This is a genomic window from Pasteurella atlantica (genome assembly GCF_963693435.1).
GTDB classification, from domain to species: domain Bacteria; phylum Pseudomonadota; class Gammaproteobacteria; order Enterobacterales; family Pasteurellaceae; genus Phocoenobacter; species Phocoenobacter atlanticus.
In genome coordinates this window covers 1,257,220-1,281,778 of the sequence record NZ_OY856306.1, presented here as the reverse complement: position 1 = coordinate 1,281,778, position 24,559 = coordinate 1,257,220, and the positions used below count along the sequence as shown (strand labels likewise).

The following is a 24,559-nucleotide window of genomic DNA, read 5'->3' as shown; positions in this document are numbered from 1 at the left end:
TAAAAATAATGAGCAAACGTAAAATGAAATTGAATAGTATATTTAATGGATTAATTATAGTATCACTTTATCTCGCCCCTCAAACTACACTTTCAAGTGATGTGGTTGCAGACTACAATGCACCAATAAAACAACAAGCCATTATTTTGCCAACCAAAAGTGGGGCAATTCAAGTTAATGTTAGAACACCGAGTGCTGCTGGAGTTTCTGTTAGTCAATTCTCTAAGTTTGATGTTGATAATAAAGGTGTGGTGATTGCGAATAACCGTAAAGCTACAAATACAAAAATAGCAGGTTGGGTCTCTGCAAATCCTTATATGGTTCGTGGTGAAGCAGATGTTATTGTTAATCAAGTAAATAGTAACAATCCCTCTCAATTAAATGGTGTAATTGAAGTTGCAGGTAAGCGAGCGGATATCATTATTGCAAATCCTAGTGGTATAGCAGTTAATGGCGGTAAATTTTTAAATACGAATAAAACAATTTTAAGTACAGGTAAAACCCAATTACAACAAGGAAAAGTTGTTGGACATCAAATTCAGCAAGGTCAAATTGTTGTTACTGGTAAGGGATTGGATGTTCAAGAGGGAAATTACACAGCCTTATTGGCTCGAAGCGGTAAGATTAATGCAAAAATTTACAAAAATAAAGGTCAATTAGATATTATCACGGGTGTGAACACGGTAGATACTAAGGGAAACATTGTTAATAGTAATCCAACTCCGAATGATGATAAAACACCTGTTTTTGCAATTGATACTGGTGCATTGGGTGGTATGTATTCAGATAGCATCCGTTTGGTAGGTACAGAACAAGGTATTGGCATAAATAATGCAGGGATCATTCAAGCAAATGAACTTACTTTAACAGCTGATGGCAAGTTAAGTAATAGTGGTAAAATACAATTTAAAAAGTTAAAAACAAATATTAAGAAATTTGAGAATAAGGGTGAAATAGTTAGTAATAACCCACTGAAATTAAAATTAAAACAGTTACATAACAAGGGAAAAATTCGAACTTCGGGTAAATTAAATATTAATACTAAAGAAGGTTTAACGAATAGCGGAGAATTATTTTCTTCAAAAGATATTGAAATTCATAGTAAAAATATAAAGAACACAGGGGAGATTACCAGTACTCAAAATCTACAGCTATCTGCTGATAAACTTAATAATACCGGTAAATTAACCAGTGGCATTAATCAAAAACTAAGTACAACAATATTAGAAAATGAAGGGACTATTCAAAGTATTAGTGATCTAAAAATTGATACTAAAAATATCCTCACTAATAATGGTAAAATTGCTACTGCCAAATCTCTCTCCATTAATAGTAAAAATATAATCAATTCTGGTAACATTATAAGTGATAGAACACAAACAATTACCACCAATCAAATTAATAATAATGGTAATATTCAAAGTGCAGATAATTTAACCATTGAAGCAAAAGATGATCTCATTAGTAGCGGTAAAATTGTTACTGCCAAAACTCTCACTCTTAACAGTAACAATATTATTAACGAAGGGGAAATTGCTAGCGATGAAAATCAAACACTAACTACTGGAAAAATTACTAATAAAGGGGCTATCCAAAGTTCTGGTAATTTAACCGTTAAAGCGAAAGATGATTTAATTAGTAGTGGTAAAGTTGTTACTGCAAAAGCTCTCACCATTAACAGCAAAAATATTGTTAACGAAGGAGAAATTGCCAGCGGTAAAGATCAAACACTAACTACTGGAAAAATTACTAATAAAGGGGCTATCCAAAGTTCAGGCAACTTAACTGTTAAAGCTAAAGATAATCTGACTAGTAACGGGAAAATTATTACTGCAAAAGCTCTCACCCTTAACAGTAAAAATATTGTTAACGAAGGGGAAATTGCCAGTGGCGAAGATCAAACACTAACCACTGGAAAAATTACCAATAAAGGGGCTATCCAAAGTTCTGGTAACTTAACTATTAAAGCTAAAGATGATTTAATTAGTAGTGGCAAAGTTGTTACAGCTAAAGCTCTCACCGTTAACAGCAAAAATATTGTTAACGAAGGGGAAATTACCAGCGGTAAAGAGCAAACACTAACCACTGGAAAAATTACCAATAAAGGGGCTATCCAAAGTTCTGGTAACTTAACTGTTAAAGCGAAAGATGATTTAATTAGTAGTGGTAAAGTTGTTACTGCAAAAGCTCTCACCGTTAACAGCAAAAATATTGTTAACGAAGGGGAAATTACCAGCGGTAAAGAGCAAACACTAATCACTGGAAAAATTACTAATAAAGGTACTATCCAAAGTTCTGGTAACTTAACTGTTAAAGCTAAAGATGATTTAATTAGTAGTGGCAAAGTTGTTACAGCTAAAGCTCTCACCGTTAACAGTAAAAATATTATTAACGAGGGAGAAATTGCCAGTGGCGAAGCTCAAACACTAACCACTGGAAAAATTACTAATAAAGGTACTATCCAAAGTTCTGATAATTTAACCATTGAAGCTAAAGATAATCTCATTAGTAGCGGTAAAATTGTTACTGCCAAAACTCTCACTCTTAACAGTAAAAATATTATTAACGAAGGGGAAATTGCCAGCGGTAAAGAGCAAACACTAACTACTGGAAAAATTACTAATAAAGGGGCTATCCAAAGTTCAGGCAACTTAACTGTTAAAGCGAAAGATGATTTAATTAGTAGTGGCAAAGTTGTTACAGCTAAAGCTCTCACCGTTAACAGCAAAAATATTGTTAACGAAGGGGAAATTACCAGCGGTAAAGAGCAAACACTAACCACTGGAAAAATTACCAATAAAGGTACTATCCAAAGTTCAGGCAACTTAACTGTTAAAGCGAAAGATGATTTAATTAGTAGTGGCAAAGTTGTTACAGCTAAAGCTCTCACCGTTAACAGCAAAAATATTGTTAACGAAGGGGAAATTACCAGCGGTAAAGAGCAAACACTAACCACTGGAAAAATTACCAATAAAGGTACTATCCAAAGTTCAGGCAACTTAACTGTTAAAGCGAAAGATGATTTAATTAGTAGTGGCAAAGTTGTTACAGCTAAAGCTCTCACCGTTAACAGCAAAAATATTGTTAACGAAGGGGAAATTACCAGCGGTAAAGAGCAAACACTAACTACTGGAAAAATTACTAATAAAGGGGCTATCCAAAGTTCAGGCAACTTAACTGTTAAAGCGAAAGATGATTTAATTAGTAGTGGCAAAGTTGTTACAGCTAAAGCTCTCACCGTTAACAGCAAAAATATTATTAACGAGGGAGAAATTGCCAGTGGCGAAGCTCAAACACTAACTACTGGAAAAGTGGAAAATAAAGGCTCTATTCAAAGTTCTGGAAATTTAACTCTTGATGCTAAAGATGATCTGATTAATAGCGGTAAAGTAATTACTAAAAAATTACTTACTATTAACAGTAAAAATATCATTAATGATGGAAATATTGCCAGTGAGTTAGATCAAACCTTAAATGCGGGTAATATTGATAGTATTGGAAATATTCAAAGTTTAGCTAATTTGGTCATCAAAGTTACAGAAAACCTTACAAATAGTGGCAAGATTATTACTGAAAAAGTACTCACTATTAATAGCAAAAATATCATTAATGAGGGTGAAATTGCTAGTGGTAAAGATCAAATACTAACCACTGAAAAAGTTAATAATAAAGGTACTATCCAAAGTATAGGCAACTTAACTCTTGATGCTAAAGATGATCTCATTAGTCGTGGTAAAGTTGTCACTGCCAAAGCTCTCACCGTTAACAGCAAAAATATTATTAACGAAGGGGAGATTGCCAGTGGCGAAGCTCAAACGCTAACTACTGGAAAAGTGGAAAATAAAGGCTCTATTCAAAGTTCTGGTAACTTAACTGTTAAAGCGAAAGATGATTTAATTAGTAGTGGCAAAGTTGTTACTGCCAAAGCTCTCACCGTTAACAGCAAAAATATTATTAACGAAGGGGAGATTGCCAGTGGTGAAGATCAAGCACTAACTACTAGAAAAGTAGAAAATAAAGGCACTATCCAAAGTACAGGCAACTTAACTGTTAAAGCGAAAGATAATCTAATTAGTAGCGACAAAATCGTTACTACAAAAAAACTCACTATTAACAGCAAAAATATCATTAATAACGGTGAAATTGCCAGTGGCGAAGCTCAAACACTAACTACTGGAAAAGTAGAAAATAAAGGCACTATCCAAAGTTCAGGCAACTTAACTGTTAAAGCGAAAGATGATTTAATTAGTAGTGGCAAAGTTGTTACTGCCAAAGCTCTCACCGTTAACAGCAGAAATATCATTAATGAGGGTGAAGTTGCCAGTGGTGAAAATCAAACACTAACTACTGGAAAAGTGGAGAATAAAGGCACTATCCAAAGTACAGGCAACTTAACTGTTAAAGCGAAAGATAATCTAATTAGTAGCGACAAAATCGTTACTACAAAAAAACTCACTATTAACAGCAAAAATATCATTAATGACGGGGAAATTGCCAGTGGTAAAGATCAAACACTAACTACTGGAAAAGTAGAAAATAAAGGCACTATCCAAAGTACAGGCAACTTAACTGTTAAAGCGAAAGATAATCTAATTAGTAGCGACAAAATCGTTACTACAAAAAAACTCACTATTAACAGCAAAAATATCATTAATGACGGGGAAATTGCCAGTGGTGAAGATCAAGCACTAACTACTGGAAAAGTAGAAAATAAAGGCACTATCCAAAGTACAGGCAACTTAACTGTTAAAGCGAAAGATAATCTAATTAGTAGCGACAAAATCGTTACTACAAAAAAACTCACTATTAACAGCAAAAATATCATTAATGACGGGGAAATTGCCAGTGGTGAAGCTCAAACACTAACTACTGGAAAAGTAGAAAATAAAGGCACTATCCAAAGTACAGGCAACTTAACTGTTAAAGCGAAAGATGAGCTAACTAATAATGGCAAAGTTGTTACAGCCAAAGCTCTCACCGTTAACAGTAAAAATATCATTAATAATGGTGAAATTGCCAGTGGTGAAGATCAAGCACTAACCACTGGAAAAGTGGAAAATAAAGGTACTATCCAAAGTTTAGGCAACCTAACTGTTAAAGCGAAAGAGGATTTAGCCAATCACGGTAAAGTTATTACTGCCAAAGCTCTCACCATTAATAGTAAAAATATTATTAATAAGGGAGAAATTGTCAGTGGTGAAACTCAAACACTAACTACTGGTAAGATTGAGAATAAAAACACCATCCAAAGTAAAGGCAACTTAACTGTTAAAGCAAAAGATAATCTGACTAATAGTGGCAAAATCATTACAGAAAAATCTCTCACAATTGATAGTAAAAATATCACTAATGATGTTGAAATAACTAGTGGTGAAAATCAAACGCTAACAACAGGAAAAGTCGAAAATAAAGGTAAAATTCAAAGTTCTGGAAATTTAACTGTTAAAGCGAAAGATGATCTCATTAGTAGTGGTAAAATTGTTACTACAAAATCACTTGCCATTAACAGCAAAAATATGATTAATAAAGGGGAAATTACCAGCGATAAAGATCAAACACTGACCACTGGAAAAGTGGAAAATAAAGGCACTATCCAAAGCTCAGGTAACTTAACTGTTGATGCTAAAGATGATCTAACTAATAGCGGTAACGTTCTTACTGCCAAAGCTCTCACCGTTAATAGCAAAAATATTATTAATGAGGGGGACATTTCCAGTGGCGAAGCTCAAACCCTAACCACTGGAAAAGTGGAAAATAAAAGCACTATCCAAAGTACTGGCAACTTAACTATTGATGCTAAAGATGATCTGACTAATAACGGAAAAATTCTTACTGCCAAAGCTCTCACCGTTAATAGCAAAAATATTATTAATGAGGGAGACATTTCCAGTGGCGAAGCACAAACACTGACCACTGGAAAAGTGGAAAATAAAAGCACTATCCAAAGTTCTGGCAACTTAACTGTTGATGCTAAAGATGATCTGACTAATAACGGTAACCTTCTTACTGCCAAAGCTCTCACCGTTAATAGCAAAAATATTATTAATGAGGGGGATATTTCCAGTGGCGAAGCACAAACACTAACCACTGGAAAAGTTGAAAATAAAGGCACTATCCAAAGTTCTGGAAATTTAACTGTTAAAGCGAAAGATGATCTAACGAATAGCAGTAAAATTATTACAACAAAATCACTTGCCATTAACAGTAAAAATATCATTAATGATGATGAAATTGCCAGTGGTGAAGATCAAACACTAACCACTGAAAAAGTGGAAAATAACGGCACTATTCAAAGTACAGGCAATATAACTGTAGAAGCTAAGGGGGATTTAGTTAATCGTAATAAGATTGCCACGACAAAATTACTTACCGTTAAAAGTAAACATATTATTAATAATGGTGAAATTATTAGTAATAAGGATCAAAAACTGATAACTGAAAAAATTGAAAATACCAAAACTATTCAAAGCACAGGTAACTTAATTTTAAAAGTACTAAATTCTTTAGAGAATAGTGGTCAGTTAATGGCTAAACATTCACTTAATATTGATAGTCAAGACTTAAACAATAAAGGGCAAATATTTAGTGAAGGAAATCAATCTTTAGCGACTAATAATATTGATAATACAGGCATTATTCAAAGTTTAGAAAAATTAAGTGTTAAAGCAAATGCAATTACTAATCAAGGATTGATTAAAGCTAAACAATTAGATTTAAAATCTCGTCAAGATATTACCGTGACGGCAGGTGTTATTGAGGCGGAAAAAGACTTATCAATAATTTCTCAAGGTGCGGTAAATCTTCTTCCTATTTCATCGAAAAAAACAATAACACGCAATACACCTAAAACCTATACAGATGAGCAAGGGCATTCAGTAATTGAAACCTCCTATAAAAAAATCAAAACAAAACATCATCAAGGAAAAATAACAAGTGGTGGCAATTTATCCATTTCTGCTGATAAAACAATCAATATCACGAGTGGTATTGTAAGTGGGAAATCATCAGTAACGCTTGCGTCATCAGGAAATATTAATTTTCTCCCACAAGCAGATTTACTTGTTGAGGAAAGTGAAAGTAAAACAAACTATACAAATGAAAAAGGTCATCAGGTTACTGAAAAAACACATAAGAAAATCATTGAGACTCAATATACTGGTAGTCAAATCCTAAGTGATGGTAATATTACGGTATCCGCAGGAGAAACTTATCAACAAAAAGGTAGCGTAGTAAAAAGCAAAAACGGCACAACTACTATTGGTGCAAAAAATTATGATATTACTCATAGTACCAATAATCATATAGAAATAAGTGAAAAAACAACCATTACAAAAGGGCAAATAACTGAAGAACATAGTGATAAACTTGATTCACAAAAAGAGTTAAATTTATCAAAAGAACTTGCAGGTAAAAGTAGTGAATCTCGTATTAATAAAGTTACTGATGCAAATATTGAACACTTAACCAAAGAAGTGGACACGATTTCAGAAACAAAAGATAAACGTACTATTGTTAAAGATTTTGTTGAAACAACGGTAACAAAAACAGAAACACAAGATGAAACACCTGTTCATTCTGTAATTGCAGGTAACAAAGTTAAATTATTAGCAACTACTGGTAAAGCTAAGTTACAAGGTGTTGATTTTGACTCTAAAACGGATATGGCGTTAGAGCGTAATTTCCATTTTGCAGCAGCAACAGAAATGGATAAAAGTATTACTCATACACGCAAAGAATATGAAGCAACAGGGTCTGTCTCTTATACCGATGGTCGTCCAACAGCAGAGTTAAAAGAATTAGGGTTACATCAATTCAGTGAAGCGAAAACAACAATCACAAAAGGCAGTGATGTTAAAGTAGATTATCATCAACAAACCAATCATCAAGAGCTACAAGCAATATCAGGTGAATTTGGTGGAACAACGGTTAAAGATACCAATATTAAACTAGATAAAACTAAAGACTCCCCTAACTATACGGGAATGATGACCTTAATTGAGCGTTATTTACCTAACTCAGATAACCACATTGTTTCTACAAGAGATAACCGAGTGGGTTATGGTGGTATAAAGGGTGAAGCTGAAGGCAAACAGTTTAATGTAAAAAATCTACTGAAGGAATTAAATACCCAAGCACAGATAACCAAAATTGCAGGAGGTTGGTTACCTCATTCTGTTGCTGAATATGCCGAAAAGCAAATGGCTCTTTATGATAAAGCCGTATTGAAAAAAGCAGAAATTAAAGCATTATTAGAAAAAAACTTGAGATCAACAGATAGAGAAAAACTAGAAACTGCACTAACCAAAATCAGTGCAATAGCAGATGATAAAGCAAGTAATTACGATGCTTGGCAAGAAGGGGGTGAAAAACGAGTACAAATGCACGCTCAAATTGGTTGGTTATTAACAGGGACGGAAGCAGGTGCAAAATCTGCTGCTAAACTAGCCGCTTTAGCGAAGAAATTATCTTCAGAAAGTAAAAAACTATCACCAAGAGAAAGTGATTTATACGATATTAGTAAACCACTAGAGATTAGTAGTGCGGTAATTGAAAGCCCAGAGGGAATAGTTGGAGCAAATATTCACTATAATAATTCTGTGGTTGGTGCAGCTGCTGGTGCAGCTATTGGAGGAGCAGTAGCAGGTCCTGTTGGTGCTGTAGTTGGTGCTGTTGTAGGAGCTATTGTAAGTGGTAGTGGCAGTTCAAGCTCTGGAAGTTCAAACTCAGGTCATTCAAGTTCTGGTGGTCATTCAAGTTCAGGCGGTTCTTACACACCATCTAGACCTAATTATAAAGATGTAGATTATGAAAAATTAGGACTTGAGAAATTTAATGAAAAATCTAATTTCACTGACATAGATATTGATACACCAAATACCAATATCACAGGTGAAATCAGTATTGGCAATGCTAGTTGGGAAATGAGTGAGTTACAAAGTGAAGATGTAGTAGCTAAAAATACTCACACCGCTTCACCAAATGAATTAATGGATTCAGCTAAAAATAATTTAGCCAATCAATCCTCTACTTTAAGTCATTTAAATGTTAATTTTGATGATAGCAAAAAGGACTATTTAACGCCGAGTTTAGCAGATAAAAGAAATGAGTATTTGAATAAAATTTCAGAGAAAGATTATTCATTTAATCATAAATCATCAAAAATAAATTGGTCTTCAAATACTAAAGAGATTAAGATAAAGGCGATACCTTCAACCTCATTCGAGCCATCAAATAACTCGTTACAAAAAGTTGGAAAAATCACAACAGAAGCTATCCCATCAACTTCATTGGAACAATCAACTGATACACAATTAAGTGTCAATATATCATCCACTCATTCTCCAAAATTGGATGGAGTTAAAGCAGATGTCTCCTCTATCGCATCGTTGATTAATACGCCACAAAAAGTGAATTGGTCTTCCATTACTTCACCAAAATTTGATAGCGGTGAGTTGAAGATAAATACATCTAAAATCACTTCTGTTGAAAAAAATAATGGGAATAGTTTATCAATTGATGAAATTTCACCTATTACACCTTCAAAAGATTATATTCCTAATATCAAACTGAATATAGATAACAGTATCAGTATAAATACCAGTTTAGAAAGAAAACTACATCAAAAAATTAATGCTGATATTCATTTTGATAAAAATAATGTTGATAGTATTGATAGTCAAAGTAAAGTAAATGGTTTTAAAGATGACTACTCTGCTGGTCAGAAACAGCCAAAACCAAAGGCTTTTGAAGATATTAATGGAATAAATGTTCACAGCGGATTAGCCACAAGCAATATTAATACTTTTATAAAAAGGCTAAAAGATAAAAAATACAATTATAATGAACTTAAAGATATCACACGAGAAATAGCCACCTTCTCAGATGAAATGACAGCACAAGGAATTAAAGGATTTGAAGAAGGTGGAAAATACCGAGTTGCCTTGCATGAAAAAACAGGTCGATTATTAGCAGGTGAAGGCGGTGCAAAAGGGGCTAAAGCAGTCGCAGAAGCGGCTCCAACATTAAATAAAATAGAGAGCTGGATACCCGGTAGTTTCTTGAAGGGAATTTTTAATGCCATAGCACCAAAAGTGGTTGGTTTTTTTGCAGGTGGTTTTGATGGGGCAAAAGCTGCCACATTGATTGATGAAAATAATCGACAGTTAAATCATCAAGAAGTGAGTGCTATCAGAACGAATGCGAGAAGATATGCAAAAAAACGAGGGATTAGCGAAAAAGAAGCAATAAAAGAATTAACGTCTGAAAGTTTAAGGGGTGTTTCAGATGATTTTGCAGAAGTTGAAAAAAATCAGACCGCTAGAGCGTTTTTAAATGAATTGCAAAAAGAGCAAGATGATAAAACGTTGTTTGCTGAGTTGGATAGAAATTCTGATGAGTATAAAAATAGTTTTATAAATTCAGATACTATTGCAAAAAACCAAGATATTTACAATAGCGTTGTATTGCCTAATAGAGGTAAAGATTCAACAGTACCTTTACTGTATGATGTTATTAATCACGAAATTGGCACAGGTACAACAAAACCGACCTTACCAGAAATGGATCAATATATCAAGGGAGCAGGAGAGGTTATTGCAGGGTATCAAGATAGAATTCATCAGTTGGAGCAAGAACATTTGAATGGAAAAGGAGATAACACTGGAGAAATAGGAAGGTTAAAGAATAAAATTTGGGCAATTGAGTCTTATTTATCGGCAGCAGCTAGTCATTCAAAACATTATACGATTTTTGGTACAGATGAAGGTTCTAGATTATTAGCTCAGGATCTTGCTGTTGCGTTAGGTGGAATGAATGTCCGCATGACTAAGGGAGTTAAACCTGGTCTGATTAAAGGAAAAAGTAATTCAGGTAAGCAATTACCACCTGTTGGAAAAATTACTGATTATGGAAAACCAAAAGCAAAATTATCTGTTGGTGATGATGTTGTTAAAAAGGCGATAGAAAAATCAAAAGGAATATATGAGCCAAAAGAACAGCGTATTAATTTAGAGATTGCTCACGGTAGTGATAATATAACATCAACAAGCATACCAAAGAAACCACATCGGGCAAGTGTTAAGCGAAGTGATGTTATTACTGATACTAACGGTAATAGAGCGGTTAGATTAACACTTGATGATGGTAGTGTAAAACATATTCCTTATGACAAGCGTGGTCTTCCTGTTTTTGATGATGTTGCCGTATTTACTGCAAAAATTGATCATACTAAAAGTTATAAAGATCAAATGAAACAAGCATCAAGAGATATGTGGGAAGCTATTAAAGATGATCCGATTGCGAAAAGTAGGTTTAGTCAGGAGCAGTTAAATGACTTAAGAGAAGGGAGTCAAAAAATAGAGGGATTTACATGGCATCATAATGCTCAGTCAGCCCCTAATAATATGCAACTTGTACCTGAATGGGCACATAAAAAATCTAAAGTACCACATACAGGTCAAAAATCACTAAAAACAGGTAGGTAAATATGAAATTAAACATTTATAGAGATAAAGGAACAATTGATATTTGTGTAATAAATTGTTTTGGAAGAAAATTAGGATATGATTTTCCTGAGTATTTTAAAGAAATTGTTTCTCATCATGATGGATTAAGGCTTAAAAATAACTATTTTGATTTTACTAATATTTACGGTGAAGCTGATGAGAGAGATCTGAATTTTTTGAGTTTTAAAGAAGATGAGATAGAAAATATTTTTGATGAGCAATACGTATCAGATCCCGAATATGCAGGAATACCTCACTTGGTCGCATTTGGTGTTTGTGCCAATGGTGATTATATTTGTTTTGATTATCGAGATGACCCAAAAGGAAATAATCCTAAGGTGGTATTGATGTATCATGACGATCATATAGAAAATGAAGATGGAACAGATTCTATGGTAGTAAACTTTGTCGCAAATAGCTTTGATGAGTTTATGGAAATGTTGTATGAGTAATATTTATTTAAGCGGTAAGATTACACTTAAAATTTGCAAAAAGTGGTTCTTATCTTACCGCTTGGTGACTTGGTGTTACAGGACAACAATCATTAAAAAAGACAATAAATGAAAAATTTAACCCCAAATTGGTATAAAGAGCCAGTATCTTGTAGCGAAATAGAGAAAGTAGAAAGTGATATTGGTTATATATTTCCATATAGATATAAAGAAATAGTGTCTATATATGATCAACTAATGCTTGCAGAAAATATTTTTGATTTTACTAATGTGTACGGTAAAGATGATGAAAGAGATCTTAATTTTATAAGTTTGAGTCAGAAGCAGGCTACTACTATGTATGATTATAAGATAACATCAGATCCTGAATATGCAGGAATACCTCACTTAGTCGCATTTGGTGTTTGTGCCAATGGTGATTATGTTTGTTTTGATTATCGAGAAGACCCAAAAGGAAATAATCCTAAAGTGGTATTGATGTATCATGACGATCATATAGAAAATGAAGATGGAACTTTATCAATGGTAGTAAACTTTGTGGCAAACAGTTTTGATGAGTTTATGGAAATGTTGCACGAGTAATGTTTATTCAAGCGGTAAGATTAAACTTAAAAATTGCAAATTTTAGTTTAAATTATATCGCTTTACACGTATTTTTATTGTAGGTGTCTTTTATTCTATTAAGATAGCTAATATGTTCTTTAAAAACTTAGTAAACTTAACGCTTATTTTGGCTATTTTTTCTCAACATACTAAAACAGAACGAGAGCTATTGGCTAAACAGCAAGCTAAACAAGATCACCCTAATAATATAGGGAAAAATAATCGTGAATTTAATAAAGAACTACATGAAAAAATTAATTTTAGAGGTAGAGTAGAGAAACTATTATTATCAGCCAATAAACCTATTTCTAAAAATGGTCTAAGTGCAGCAGCCCGTAAACTATCAAGTCACGCACAAAGATCAAGAGGAACATTTACAAAACCTATTGGGGGAGTTCAAGCTCAAAATAGGCAAGCAGAGAGATATTAAAGGATATTTTATTAGATCCCCAAGCAGTAGAAATTCCTTTGTCTAGAGGAGGCTTTGAGTTTAGAAAACCTAATGGGCAAGGTGTAAGATTTAATAAAGGTGGAGATTTTAGTGGATTTTTGGATCCTAAGAGGTAAAAATGATTACAGTTGATTATATTAATCAAGGAAATAAGGACTATCTTGGTGCAGAAATTTCTATTAATGATCAAATTATATGTTTAATAGGAATAAGTGATGAATTAACTTTATTTATTGAGTTTTTTCATGAAATACGAATATTAAAAATGAAAGATAAACCTTCTGTTGATTTGAATAATTTTTTAGAAATTATCAAAGAGTGTGAATGTGAACTCAACGATGTAATTAAGTTATTAAAGGAAGAGTAATGACTAAACGAGATATAATTTTGATGGGATACCAAATTCAACAATCCCTCAAGGGGCTTATATAGATCGATATGGATATACTGGTGGTCAGTTTGTTTCTCCTGCTAATTCTCCCTTAAAATCAGATAACTTACCATTTGAGATGAGATCTCTACTATCGAGTAAAAAAGACGGACCTTATAAGGTATAAAGTAGAAAAAGCAATCGAAAACGTTACCGAGGGTAAAGTATTACCATGGTTTGGTCAACCTGGTAAAGGTATACAATATGAACTACCTCAAAAAGTTCAATGGTATTTGGACAAAGGATATTTAAAAGAAATTGGAGATTAAAATGACTAAAGATGAATTGATCAGTAAACTAGATGAGAAAAAAGTTCCTAAATGTGACTATTATTTAGATGGTTGCTTGAACATTTGTTTAAGAAGAATTTATGATGGTTATTGTATTATAGAGGATGATGGAATATGGAGACTTTTATATACGGAAAGGGGGAGGAAAAATTATATTTCAGATTGGCAATCTGCAGAAGAAGCATATGATGCATTATATGAAGAATTTGTATATCAATATAAATGGTAATTTATTCTAATTGAATAAAACTAATTGGAGATGGAAAATGACAAAAGATAAATTAATAAAAAAGCTTGATGAAAAAAACATACATAGAAAATTTTATAGTTTAAGTGGTTGTTTAGACTCATGTTTCAAAGAGGTTTATGAAGGTTTGTGTCATAAAAGATAAAGAAGTTTGGAAGCTTATATATAACTCAAGAGGAAGTGTTTTATATTCTATAGATTGTGAAAGTGAGGGAGATGCATATGATAAGTTGTATAAAGAATTCGCATATCAGTATAAATGGTAATTTATTCTGCCTGAATAGTGTTTACTTGAGACTATAAAATATTGCTAAAAGTCGTGTCGCTCGTAAATCTTCTAACTTTTCTCAACATACTAAAACAAAACGATAGTTATTGGCTAAACAGCAAGCTAAACAACACTACCCTAATAATATAGGGAAAAATAATCGTAAATTTAATAAAGAGTTACATGAAATAATTAATAAACGAGGAGAGATTGAGAAAGCTAGAAATCAAGCAAAAACACAAAATTGGAAGGATGAAAAAGGTTGGGATATATATCCTGATAATACTAAAAATTTTGATGGATTACCAGGTACATATAAGAAGCAGCAATTTCAAGAGGGAGATATATTAACGAGGTATGTTCATAAAAAAAGGAAAAATTATAATCCAATAGAAGATACAGGTAGATATACTGCTCCAGAAGGCGTTCCTTTTGAGAAAAGAGCGATGCCAGGTAAAGAATCTGATTATGAAATTTTTAAATTCAAGGTTAAAAAACCTTTTGATAGTTCAAGAAGTAAGGTAACTCCTTGGTTTGATAAAAAGGGGTTGGGAATACAGGATCATCATACTCCTATTAATAAGTTGGTAGATCCTGATAGAGGTTATTTAGAATTTATAGGAAAGTAGTATGAAAACAGAAGAATTAATGCAGTTTTATTTGCTTGATTTTATGAAAAAATCAACTCAAGAGTGGTATTCAATGGTTGCTAATACCTTATGTATTTTTGATGATGCAGACGAATATGGTTTCTATGATTATGTAAATTGTTTTTTTATAGATGAAAAACAGTTAATTATTAAAAATAAATCTCCTCGAGATAGTTTTCTTTTGCTCTGTTTTCTTGCCCAAAAAGAAAATTGTAAAGCCCCTGATATTATGCAGTGGCTTAGTGGGATATCTTCAAAAGAAGAATATATTCAGCGAGCAAAATATATCAGGAAAAAAATAGCGTACCTTCAGCCTTGTAGCGTAGTATTTGAAGAAGAAGGAAAAGATATTTTTGAAGAGGATATAAGCTATGATTGGTATGGACCGACTCTTTTTGTAAAGGAAAAAGCAGACAGCTATGAAATTTATCATGATTATTACCCAGAAAGAAGTAATCATAGAATACAAGAGACTGTCGCAATTATTTATGATAAATCTTTGCTTTATCCTTACCTATTAAATAAGCAATTTTTTCTGTTACTTAATCGTGCTAGAGGTGAGTTACCATTACTTGATTAATAAACTAAATTATTATGCTTATTTTATGACCCAAAGAGTAGATAATACTATTTTAATAGCGGTTAGATTTACTTTATTTTTTGTAAAATAGAGTGAGTTATTTAACTTAATTATTTCTGATAAATTAGGAGATTAGAGAAATGAAGAAAACACAAATAATTTTATTGCTCGCATTATTTACTACTATTGGTAATAGTGTACAGGCAGTGATAAAAAAATTAACTGATGAGACTATTGATGGAGTTCGTGTAATATCTTTTACAAATGATAAGAATATACCAAAAGAAGAGTATAATAAAAAAAAGGCACATTCAGAGGCTAAGTTTTTGGCAAAAACAAATCTTATTGATATTAGTAATTTGTATGAAATAGATAAAACTAAAATAGGAGGAGGTTATTCTGGGAATATAGTGAAAGTTAGAAATCGGAAGTTTGTATTTTTGTATGCAAAGACAGATTTTTATTTAAAAAATGAAGAGGGAATGATTACAGTTTATAAATCTGCTTTTATCGGTCAGACTCTAAATAAAGCTAATGATTATTTAGTTGTATGTTCTAGTTATGAAGAAATGAATCCTCTAACAGGAGCTTGTTTTAAAAAAGTAGAAGAAGTTTTTGATATTAAGAGAAAAGATATGATTATGGAATAAGAGTATTTTTAGCAAATTCTTTTAGATTTTAATGGTAGTTTTCAAAATTTACTTCAAAAATCTAGGTTTTGAGTATAACTATTCCCTGTTTTTGAGGACAGTTAAAAATTGCAAAATTTTATTTAAATCACACCGCTCTACACGTATCTTTATTATAGATATTTTTTATTCTATTAAGATAGTTAATATGTTCTTTAAAAACTTAGTAAACTTAAAGCTATTCATTTTGCATATTTAGATATTGATACACCAAATACCAATATCACAGGTGAAATCAGTATTGGCAATGCTAGTTGGGAAATGAGTGAGTTACAAAGTGAAGATGTAGTAGCTAAAAATACTCACACCGCTTCACCAAATGAATTAATGGATTCAGCTAAAGATAATTTAGCCAATCAATCCTCTACTTTAAGTCATTTAAATGTTAATTTTGATGATGGCAAAAAGGACTATTTAACGCCGAGTTTAGCAGATAAAAGAAATGAATATTTGAATAAAATTTCAGAGAAAGATTATTCATTTAATCATAAATCATCAAAAATAAATTGGTCTTCAAATACTAAAGAGATTAAGATAAAGGCGATACCTTCAACCTCATTCGAGCCATCAAATAACTCGTTACAAAAAGTTGGAAAAATCACCACCGAGGCTATCCCATCAACTTCATTGGGACAATCAACTGATACACAATTAAGTGTCAATATGTCATCCACTCATTCTCCAGAATTGGACGAATTTAAAGCAGATGTCTCCTCTATAGCATCGTTGATTAATACGACACAGAAAGTGAATTGGCCTTCCATTACTTCACCAAAATTTGATGGCGGTGAGTTGAAGATAAATACATCTAAAATCACTTCTGTTGAAAAAAATAATGGGAGTCGTTTATCAATTGATGAAATTTCACCTATTACTCCTTCAAAAGATTATATTCCTAATATCAAACTGAATATAGATAACAGTATCAGTATAAATACCAGTTTAGAAAAAAAACTACATCCAAAGATTAATGCGGATATTCATTTTGATAAAAATAATGTTGATAGTATTGATAATCAAAATAAGATAAATGGTTTTAAAGATGACTACTCTGCTCGTCAGAAACAGCCAAAGGCAAAGGCTTTTGAAAGTGATGGTGGTGTGGATTATGAGAGTGGGTTGGCCACGAGTAATATAAATCGGTTAGCCATAGATAGGGAACCAAGTGATATAAGATGGAAACAAGCAAAATTTGCTTTTTTTAATCCAATTGAAGCACTAGGAATTAATGGTAATATTACTAGTTCTAAGAATTTTTTATCCCCCGACTTAACCACAATTGCAACAACGTTTCAAATTAATCTAATTAGTAGGCACAATAAAGTCGCACAGGAGTTATACACAAAGGAACAATTGTGGGGTGATGGGGGAAAAGGTAATGCTTATAGACATACTATATTTCAATCATTAATAGCTCAGAAATATGGTAAAGAGATTGCTATTGATGCTGGAGATGCTCATGAAACACGTGTATTAGCATCGGATTTATCAAATATTAAAAAGTGGCAGAATACTTTTTTGATAATAAAAATGATTTTGAAGTGGCTAAGTTTTGCCCTATTGAAAAAGAAATAATTGAGTTTTCACAAGGGCTTCATTGGATTAGTCATCTTGACAGTTTTATTTTTAGTGATTATCCATTAAGATTTTTAATCATGAGACCTGTTTTTACGGAGTATAATTTCTTATATATTTTAGGAGAAGAAAGTTTTATTAGAGAAGTAATCAAGTTTAAACAAGGTTGGTCGATTAAATATTTTGATCAAAAAGCTATTAAGTTATGAAATTTTTGTTAAAATAAAAAGAATTTAAAAAATTCATGAAAAATACTCTTATTGTAAGAACATTTGAATTTAAGTGGCTAGATTTTATTTAGAATTTGCCTTATTGTAATAAGATTAAAATAATACAGATATTTTGAATGCTCTCAAAGTATCTAAATTTTTAAATAACCTTAAGTATAAAAATAAGGAGTAACTAATGAAAAAATATTTTAGTTTAGTAATAATGTTATTTGTGGTGAGTGTAACCACTTCGGTACAATCAAATGCGAATAATATTACTATTGATGAAATACGCGCCAAAGCGAATAAAGGAAGTGTTGATGATCAGTTTCGATTAGGGCTTATGTATTATAATGGAATTGGTGTTGAGCAAAATTATCGTAAAGCAGCTAATTGGTATGAGAAATCCGCACAAGGTGGGTTAGTCGACGCACAGTACAATATTGGAGTTATGTACAATAATGGTGTTGGTGTTAAACGAAATTTTTCTAAAGCAGTAAAATGGTATGAAAAAGCGGCTAAAAAAGGACTAAAAGAAGCACTGTATAACTTAGGGTTGTTATATCAAAAAGGGCAAGGGGTTTCAAAAGATTTATCAAAGGCAATTAAACTTTTTACTCAATCAGCAGAACAAGGCTATCCATTAGCTCAATTAAATTTAGGTTTTATTTACGGTTTAGATGGCTATAATCGGAAAAATTATAAGCAAGCCGTATATTGGTATAAGAAAGCAGCGGAGCAAAATCAACCTATTGCACAATTATATTTAGCGAAAATGTATGAGCTGGGTAAGGGCGTGCCAAAAGATATACAAAAAGCTGTGCATTGGTATACATCTTCCGCTAAATTAGACGAACCACAAGCACAATTTATTTTAGGTGTACTTTATAAAAATGGAGAAGGTGTTAAGAAAAATCCAACCATTGCTCTGAAGTGGTTTTCGAAATCTGCACAGCATAATTTTGTCCCTGCTAAATATTCCTTAGGGTTAGCTTATCGTGATGGAATGGGGGTGAAAACAGATTATAAACGTTCAGTTCATTTTCTAAAACAAGCTTCAGAAAATAATTATACTTTTGCTCAATATGATCTAGCACTTATGTATTACTTTGGAAAAGGAATTAAAAAAGACAGAGCAAAAGCAAAATATTGGTTTGATAAATCATGTAACGGTGGCTATAAAACTGCTTGTGGTCAGTTTGAAAAATTAAAAAAATAGAAAAAAGTCATAGTTATGGCATAGTAGTGATTTTATAAGGGAGATACTCTCTTATCTTACTAACATAGATACTCATCCTAACAAGGTGAGTAAGTATTAACAATCTCAGTTAGAAATGGATGAACTACAAAGTGGAGACGTATTAGCTGAAAATAATCACTTCATTTCACAAATAAACTCATTGATGTATAAATAATGTTGTAGGTACATAAGGACAAGGTAACTTGCACTAGCCCTATTTCCTTGTCTCTTGCCACCAGCTTATCCAGTTAAACTAGTAAATTGGGTAAGCAATGAGTAAAGTAAACTTGGCTTGTCGCTAAAGGCTATAAATATGCTTGATAGGACGAAATCATACACTTACCTATTTTTATCTATCTGTTTTGCAATCACTACATTACCTTGCATATTCACAAATCCCCATTGATCATCAGGCGTATAAACTTTGGCTAACCCATTTGAAAAAGGGCTGATTTTTTCATAAATAATGTCTGTGGTGTGTTGCCCTTGACGATTAACGAAACCTTTTAATCCTTGTTTATTTTCTACGATAAAGAGCTGTTTATTGATAATCTGAACATCTTTATATTGTGGTTTCACTAACTCTTTGCCTGCTTCATCAACAATCCCTTTTTGTTCATCACAACCCATAACAAGAATGGCATTTTCAATACTTTTATCATCATAAGCACAATAATCTAAATTTAACACTTTGCCTGAATAATCCATTAAATTTAGTTTATAATTATCTCGAACCATAAAATAAGGGGCTAACGGTAAGGCTTCAATTTCAACATAAATTGGTTGAGAAAGTTGCTTTCCTTTGGGACTAAATAGAGCCATTCTGTAATCAAGCGGGGGAAGCTCTCCTATAATAAATTGATTTTTGGTGTAGGTGATTTTATAAAATTGTGTAGGAATTAATACTTCCCCTTTTTCATTAATTGCTCCTTCAAGCCTATTCTTTTTAACAAAAATCAGCCCATTATCCTCATCTTTATACAACAGATCATCATAACTATTCGGTGGTAGCACTTGTTGAAATTTATCATTAACAAAAATACGTTCATCCCCTGTTGTTAACATCGCTAAACCTTTAAGTTCATCAGGCATATCATATTTTATCGGAGTGACTTTCTCTCCTTGTAAATTGATATAGCCATAACGTCCTGATTTAACTATTAATAAATCATCAGATAAATTTGAATTGTGAATATATTGATATTTAGCAGGCAAAATTTCATTACCTTGTGGATCTAATAATCCCCACAAATATTCATCAAAATCATCACTTCTAAAGCTGATCATTTTATTTTTATGAATTTTAATTGCAGGGTATTTACGACGAATGGCTTGATAATCAACAGTTGCAACTTCAGGTGAGGTATTTTTGACTATTTTTTGTTGTTGTTTTTGTGGTTGCTCTGTTCTTTTTTCAACAGAATCAAACTGCTTTGGGTCAACCTTTTCCCCTGTTTGATCAATAAACCAATTTTTATATTCATCACCGATTTGCTTTTCTACGTAGATTGCACCATTATCGTCTATTCGCATAAAATCATATTGAGGCTTAATTAACTCCTTTCCCTGAATATCTATCAATCCATAGTTGTAATCCTTATCCACCACCACAGATAAACCTTGCTTAAATTCAGTGACATTCAAATAAGGCAAATACACCACATCATTTTTTGCAAAAAGTTGTGAAGAAGTGACCGCTATTAATAGTGCTATCAATGTATTTGTGAGTTTTTTAAACATTTTAAGTTCCTATACCTCTGTTGGTGATGATTTACGATCTATGATTTTTTAATCAGGTTTTACTGTAAACTATCGATTAGTTTATTCCAAAGTTCAAAAGGAAAGCTACTCTCTTTTGATTGGTGTTGTATATTTCTTAAAGAATAGCAGTTATAATCAGCAGAAAATTCATCACCAACATTAGTTGTTATCCAAGAGTAATCTTCTTGTAAAAAACAGGTAGATAAGAGTTTACTATTTTTAATTTTAAAAGAATCTAAAATATTCTTCGATCTCGTGGTAAGCTCTTTACACTCTCTTTGCTCATCAGATCCAAATCCTACAAAATCCTTTAATAATAACAACGGAACATCTGAGTTTTTCCAATTTGCATCATATTTTTGGATATTTTCTAATAATAAATTCAATTCATCATACTTTAAACAATATGGATGCCACATTGCCAAATCCCACCAGCCCAATAAATATTTTTCTTCTTGATAGCACAGGTATAAATAGTTGCTACAACCAAATCGGCTTTCTATTAATAATTCAAAATTGTTTAATTGAAAATAAAAGTGAACAATATCAGAATGAACCGAAAAATCAGTGGATAATTGTGTCAGAATATTTTTATAAGTTATCTCTTCAATTTCTTTGAGTATATTTCCATTTTCATCATACAACACATTTTCCAAAGTAAGATATAAAACCCAAAAATCTTCATTTCCAAATACATCATTTCTCATAAATATTCCTTATGTATTAAATGAAAATCATCTAACGTAGCGAATAATTTTTCATTTTCTACACTTAATCGACTGACTTCTAAAAGCACTGAAAATGGCACATCTTTTAATGGTTCATTATCATCAAAATCACGATTATGATGTAGTTGAAAAGATTGTCCGTCATACTTATCTCCTACACAATAATAGACACCAAAATATAAACTTTCTCGCTCTTGTAAAGCCAAACCAGATAATATTTCTATTTTCTTTCTCGCCTCAACAATTTCAAGGTTAGTGGCATAAGTTGCGTAAATATTCACAATTTTTCCTATCCTTTAGCTAAAACTCTAAATTCAAAAAAATGCTCAGCCAGATGAATATCAACTAATTTAGGTTGATCTGAAAAAAATAACGTCACATCTCTTGAACTATATATATCATTAAGGCTGTTTAAAAATGCTGAAAATGATGTGATAGAAAAAATAAGATAAAGCTCACCAAAATCTAAAATAAATGTTGTTTGTGGATAAACAATTTCTTGTAATTTTTTAGCAATGGTATTTTTTTCTTCAAGATATGAAATCTCGGCGATAATAGGAATGTTACGTTCTATTTTATTGAATTCATTTCTTAACTCATCATCAAACCACTGTAAAATTTCTGGTTTTTGATAAACAATTTCTTGAATATCAATCCCTTTTATTTCTGATATTTGTTGTTTTATTTTAAGTAGATACAGCTTTTGTTGTAGTGTTTTATTCATTTTATCTTTGCCTTATATTTTTGTGAGTAAAGTTTTTAAACCAATATCATAAAAGAGCAAATCACTTATACTCGTTGAGATTTTAGTTGCTTCTGCCATATCTAAATCTTCTAATCTGCAAAAATAAAGGTTCAATTCATCATCGTTTTTTATATACAACAGTACGCCACCACCGCCATCATCGGCAATTGCCCAAGCCTTTGGTAAATAGTGTTGAATTTTATAGGCTTCATTCATCTCTATACAACCAGCAGCATTCCAAAAGCGTAAATATTTTTCTGCTACTCCAATTTCTATTTCTGCGTTTTCACTTAATAATTCAATATAATCCACAGGAAGAATTATAGGGCAGTGGTTTTTTAATAAAAGAATATCTTGCTCAGATAAATCTATTTTAATTGAATAGATATGGTATGACTGACTTAAATTCTGCCATTTATTTGTCATTTAATAATCCTTATTTATACTTGTACGCTGAATACTTAATTTGTAAATTTTTATGTAAATGTGACCGCTAATAATGTTATAAATACATTTTATTCTATTTCGATCTCAAGTATTTTTGATTTTCTATCATAATAAAGCAATTGAACTTTATACTGTCCTTTTTCTAATCCTTTCTTTTTTAGATTATTATTTTGAAAAAAGGGAACTTCCATTAAATTTATCGTATATTTTTTTGTTTCATTAGGCTTTAATATTACTTTCCTATCTAAAATTTCATCAGCAGTGAAAAATTTTGAAGAATAAAACAATTTTGACGGTTTTTCCGTGATTACCTCATTTTTATCATTAAAAACCAAAGCCCCTAATCCAATAAGACTATTTTTATAATCATATATAAGTATTGTTTCATTTTCATCTGAGTTATTTTTCCATACAAGATCAATATCAATCACTTTACCTTGTTTATATTTCTTTTTGGCATTGATAGAAAACTCTACCTCTTTTGAACTTGGGAATACAAAAAAGTTATGTTTTTCTCTAAAAACTTTGTGATTTTCGAAACTATTCTTTTTACTTTCTAAAAAAAGTGGGTCTTGTGGTTTTGTTATTTCAAACTCCAGCATTTCTGATTTTTTATCAAAATAAAACACTTGGAATTGATATTTTCCTTTTTCTAAACCTAACTCACTCAATTTATAATCAAATTCTGGAATTTTCATTAAATCAAAGGTCTGTTTTTTAATCTCATTCGGTTTTAATATTACCTCTTGATATGCTAATTCACCTTTACTAAATACTTTTGATGATAAAGATATATAGCTATTGATAGATGCAGTATTAATTATTGAATTATTTTCATCTATCACCACAGCACCTAAACCTATCATTCCCTCACCATACGGAAATATCAAAATGGTTTCATCTTTATCAGAATTATTTTTCCAAACAAGTTCAATATTAATGGCTCTGCCTTGTTCGTATTTCTTTTTTGCATTGATAGAAAATGCTACTTTTTCTGAAGTGGGATATTGCCTGCAATATTCGGGGCAATGAACCCCTCTATATTCATAATAATATTTTTCTATATTGTTTTTCATCACCATATCCGTACTCGCATAACAAAAATTGATAAGTGAACTTATTAATAACATTACATATTTTTTCATAATAGCCCTTTTTATTACTCTTTTATATATTCTTGTATATACTCCTGTATATAGTCTTCTAATGATACTCCTCGCTTATATTCATACAGATTATATCCATCAACATAAAGACTAAAACAAAAAATACAATGATTATCGCAAGTATAAGTTATGTATATTCTAAATAACTTTTCCAACTCATAAACCACTAATTTATATTTCCCCATATCATCATTATCTATATGATCGGTTTCACTTAGCTTTGTGGCAATGTTATTTAGATAATCTAGAACCGTCAGTGCGTAACCCTGTTTATTGATTTTTGTTTTATTAAAATATAAATCACCTAAGGACATTACATCAATTCGATAATTAATATCTTCACAATCAAACCAAAAATGCATATTAGAAGTGTTGATAATATTAAATCCATTATCAATTTGCTCTTGAGGAAAATGTTCAAACTTAATAGCATTTTGTTCCAAATACTCAATCAATTCAGTCTTACTTTTACCTAAAAATAGCTTAGGATTTTTCTTTATATCAAAGGTTATATTAAACATCGC

The 24,559-nt window shown here is 31.6% G+C and carries 19 protein-coding genes; 12 read left to right on the top strand and 7 right to left on the bottom strand.

Features of this window, described 5'->3' with window-relative positions:
* Positions 1-8 precede the first annotated feature (8 nt).
* From U9966_RS06050 to U9966_RS06000, 12 genes are all read left to right on the top strand, one after another.
* The gene (locus U9966_RS06050) at positions 9-11,483 is read left to right on the top strand and encodes a two-partner secretion domain-containing protein (RefSeq protein ID WP_322631686.1); all 11,475 of its coding nucleotides are present in this window, start codon (positions 9-11) and stop codon (positions 11,481-11,483) included.
* Between the two features lie 2 nt (positions 11,484-11,485).
* Entirely contained in the window at positions 11,486-11,956 is a 471-nt protein-coding gene (locus U9966_RS06045) for an SMI1/KNR4 family protein (RefSeq protein ID WP_306347137.1), read from the top strand.
* A gap of 108 nt (positions 11,957-12,064) precedes the next feature.
* Positions 12,065-12,538: an SMI1/KNR4 family protein gene (locus U9966_RS06040; RefSeq protein WP_306347136.1), complete on the top strand. Its 474-nt coding sequence runs from the start codon at positions 12,065-12,067 to the stop codon at positions 12,536-12,538.
* Between the two features lie 112 nt (positions 12,539-12,650).
* Positions 12,651-12,989 carry a hypothetical protein gene (locus U9966_RS06035; protein ID WP_306347135.1) on the top strand — a complete coding sequence of 113 codons (339 nt, stop codon included), beginning with the start codon at positions 12,651-12,653 and terminating at the stop codon, positions 12,987-12,989.
* Positions 12,990-13,128: 139 nt separating this feature from the next.
* The gene (locus tag U9966_RS06030) at positions 13,129-13,377 is read left to right on the top strand and encodes a hypothetical protein (protein ID WP_306347134.1); all 249 of its coding nucleotides are present in this window, start codon (positions 13,129-13,131) and stop codon (positions 13,375-13,377) included.
* A gap of 179 nt (positions 13,378-13,556) precedes the next feature.
* Entirely contained in the window at positions 13,557-13,709 is a 153-nt protein-coding gene (locus tag U9966_RS10235) for a TNT domain-containing protein (protein WP_407675205.1), read from the top strand.
* Between the two features lies 1 nt (position 13,710).
* Positions 13,711-13,959: a hypothetical protein gene (locus U9966_RS06025; protein WP_306347133.1), complete on the top strand. Its 249-nt coding sequence runs from the start codon at positions 13,711-13,713 to the stop codon at positions 13,957-13,959.
* A gap of 393 nt (positions 13,960-14,352) precedes the next feature.
* Positions 14,353-14,874: a TNT domain-containing protein gene (locus U9966_RS06020; protein ID WP_306347131.1), complete on the top strand. Its 522-nt coding sequence runs from the start codon at positions 14,353-14,355 to the stop codon at positions 14,872-14,874.
* A 1-nt stretch (position 14,875) separates the two neighbouring features.
* Positions 14,876-15,475, top strand: coding sequence for a hypothetical protein (locus U9966_RS06015; RefSeq protein WP_306347130.1), 600 nt, complete (start codon positions 14,876-14,878; stop codon positions 15,473-15,475).
* A gap of 140 nt (positions 15,476-15,615) precedes the next feature.
* On the top strand, positions 15,616-16,125 hold the full coding sequence (locus tag U9966_RS06010) for a hypothetical protein (protein ID WP_306347129.1): 510 nt from the start codon (positions 15,616-15,618) through the stop codon (positions 16,123-16,125).
* Positions 16,126-16,425: 300 nt separating this feature from the next.
* On the top strand, positions 16,426-17,739 hold the full coding sequence (locus U9966_RS06005; protein ID WP_306347128.1) for a hypothetical protein: 1,314 nt from the start codon (positions 16,426-16,428) through the stop codon (positions 17,737-17,739).
* Between the two features lie 405 nt (positions 17,740-18,144).
* Positions 18,145-19,167, top strand: a complete 1,023-nt coding sequence (locus U9966_RS06000; protein WP_306347127.1) for an SEL1-like repeat protein — start codon at positions 18,145-18,147, stop codon at positions 19,165-19,167.
* Between the two features lie 360 nt (positions 19,168-19,527).
* Here the strand turns inward: U9966_RS06000 and U9966_RS05995 are convergent, their stop codons facing one another.
* The 7 genes from U9966_RS05995 to U9966_RS05965 form a co-directional block, all read right to left on the bottom strand.
* Entirely contained in the window at positions 19,528-20,928 is a 1,401-nt protein-coding gene (locus tag U9966_RS05995) for a WG repeat-containing protein (protein WP_306347126.1), read from the bottom strand.
* A 59-nt stretch (positions 20,929-20,987) separates the two neighbouring features.
* A complete protein-coding gene (locus tag U9966_RS05990) occupies positions 20,988-21,656 on the bottom strand; it encodes a hypothetical protein (RefSeq protein ID WP_306347125.1) in 669 nt (222 codons plus the stop codon).
* A complete protein-coding gene (locus U9966_RS05985; protein WP_306347124.1) occupies positions 21,653-21,958 on the bottom strand; it encodes a hypothetical protein in 306 nt (101 codons plus the stop codon). The genes U9966_RS05990 and U9966_RS05985 overlap by 4 nt, the downstream gene beginning before the upstream one ends.
* Positions 21,959-21,966: 8 nt before the next feature.
* Entirely contained in the window at positions 21,967-22,401 is a 435-nt protein-coding gene (locus U9966_RS05980; protein WP_306347123.1) for a hypothetical protein, read from the bottom strand.
* Between the two features lie 12 nt (positions 22,402-22,413).
* Positions 22,414-22,848 (bottom strand): SMI1/KNR4 family protein, encoded by a 435-nt coding sequence (locus tag U9966_RS05975; RefSeq protein ID WP_306347122.1) that lies wholly within the window; start codon positions 22,846-22,848, stop codon positions 22,414-22,416.
* Between the two features lie 89 nt (positions 22,849-22,937).
* Complete coding sequence (locus tag U9966_RS05970) at positions 22,938-24,014, bottom strand: hypothetical protein (protein ID WP_306347121.1); 1,077 nt, start codon at positions 24,012-24,014, stop codon at positions 22,938-22,940.
* A 14-nt stretch (positions 24,015-24,028) separates the two neighbouring features.
* A complete protein-coding gene (locus U9966_RS05965; protein WP_306347120.1) occupies positions 24,029-24,556 on the bottom strand; it encodes a hypothetical protein in 528 nt (175 codons plus the stop codon).
* Positions 24,557-24,559: the final 3 nt, after the last annotated feature.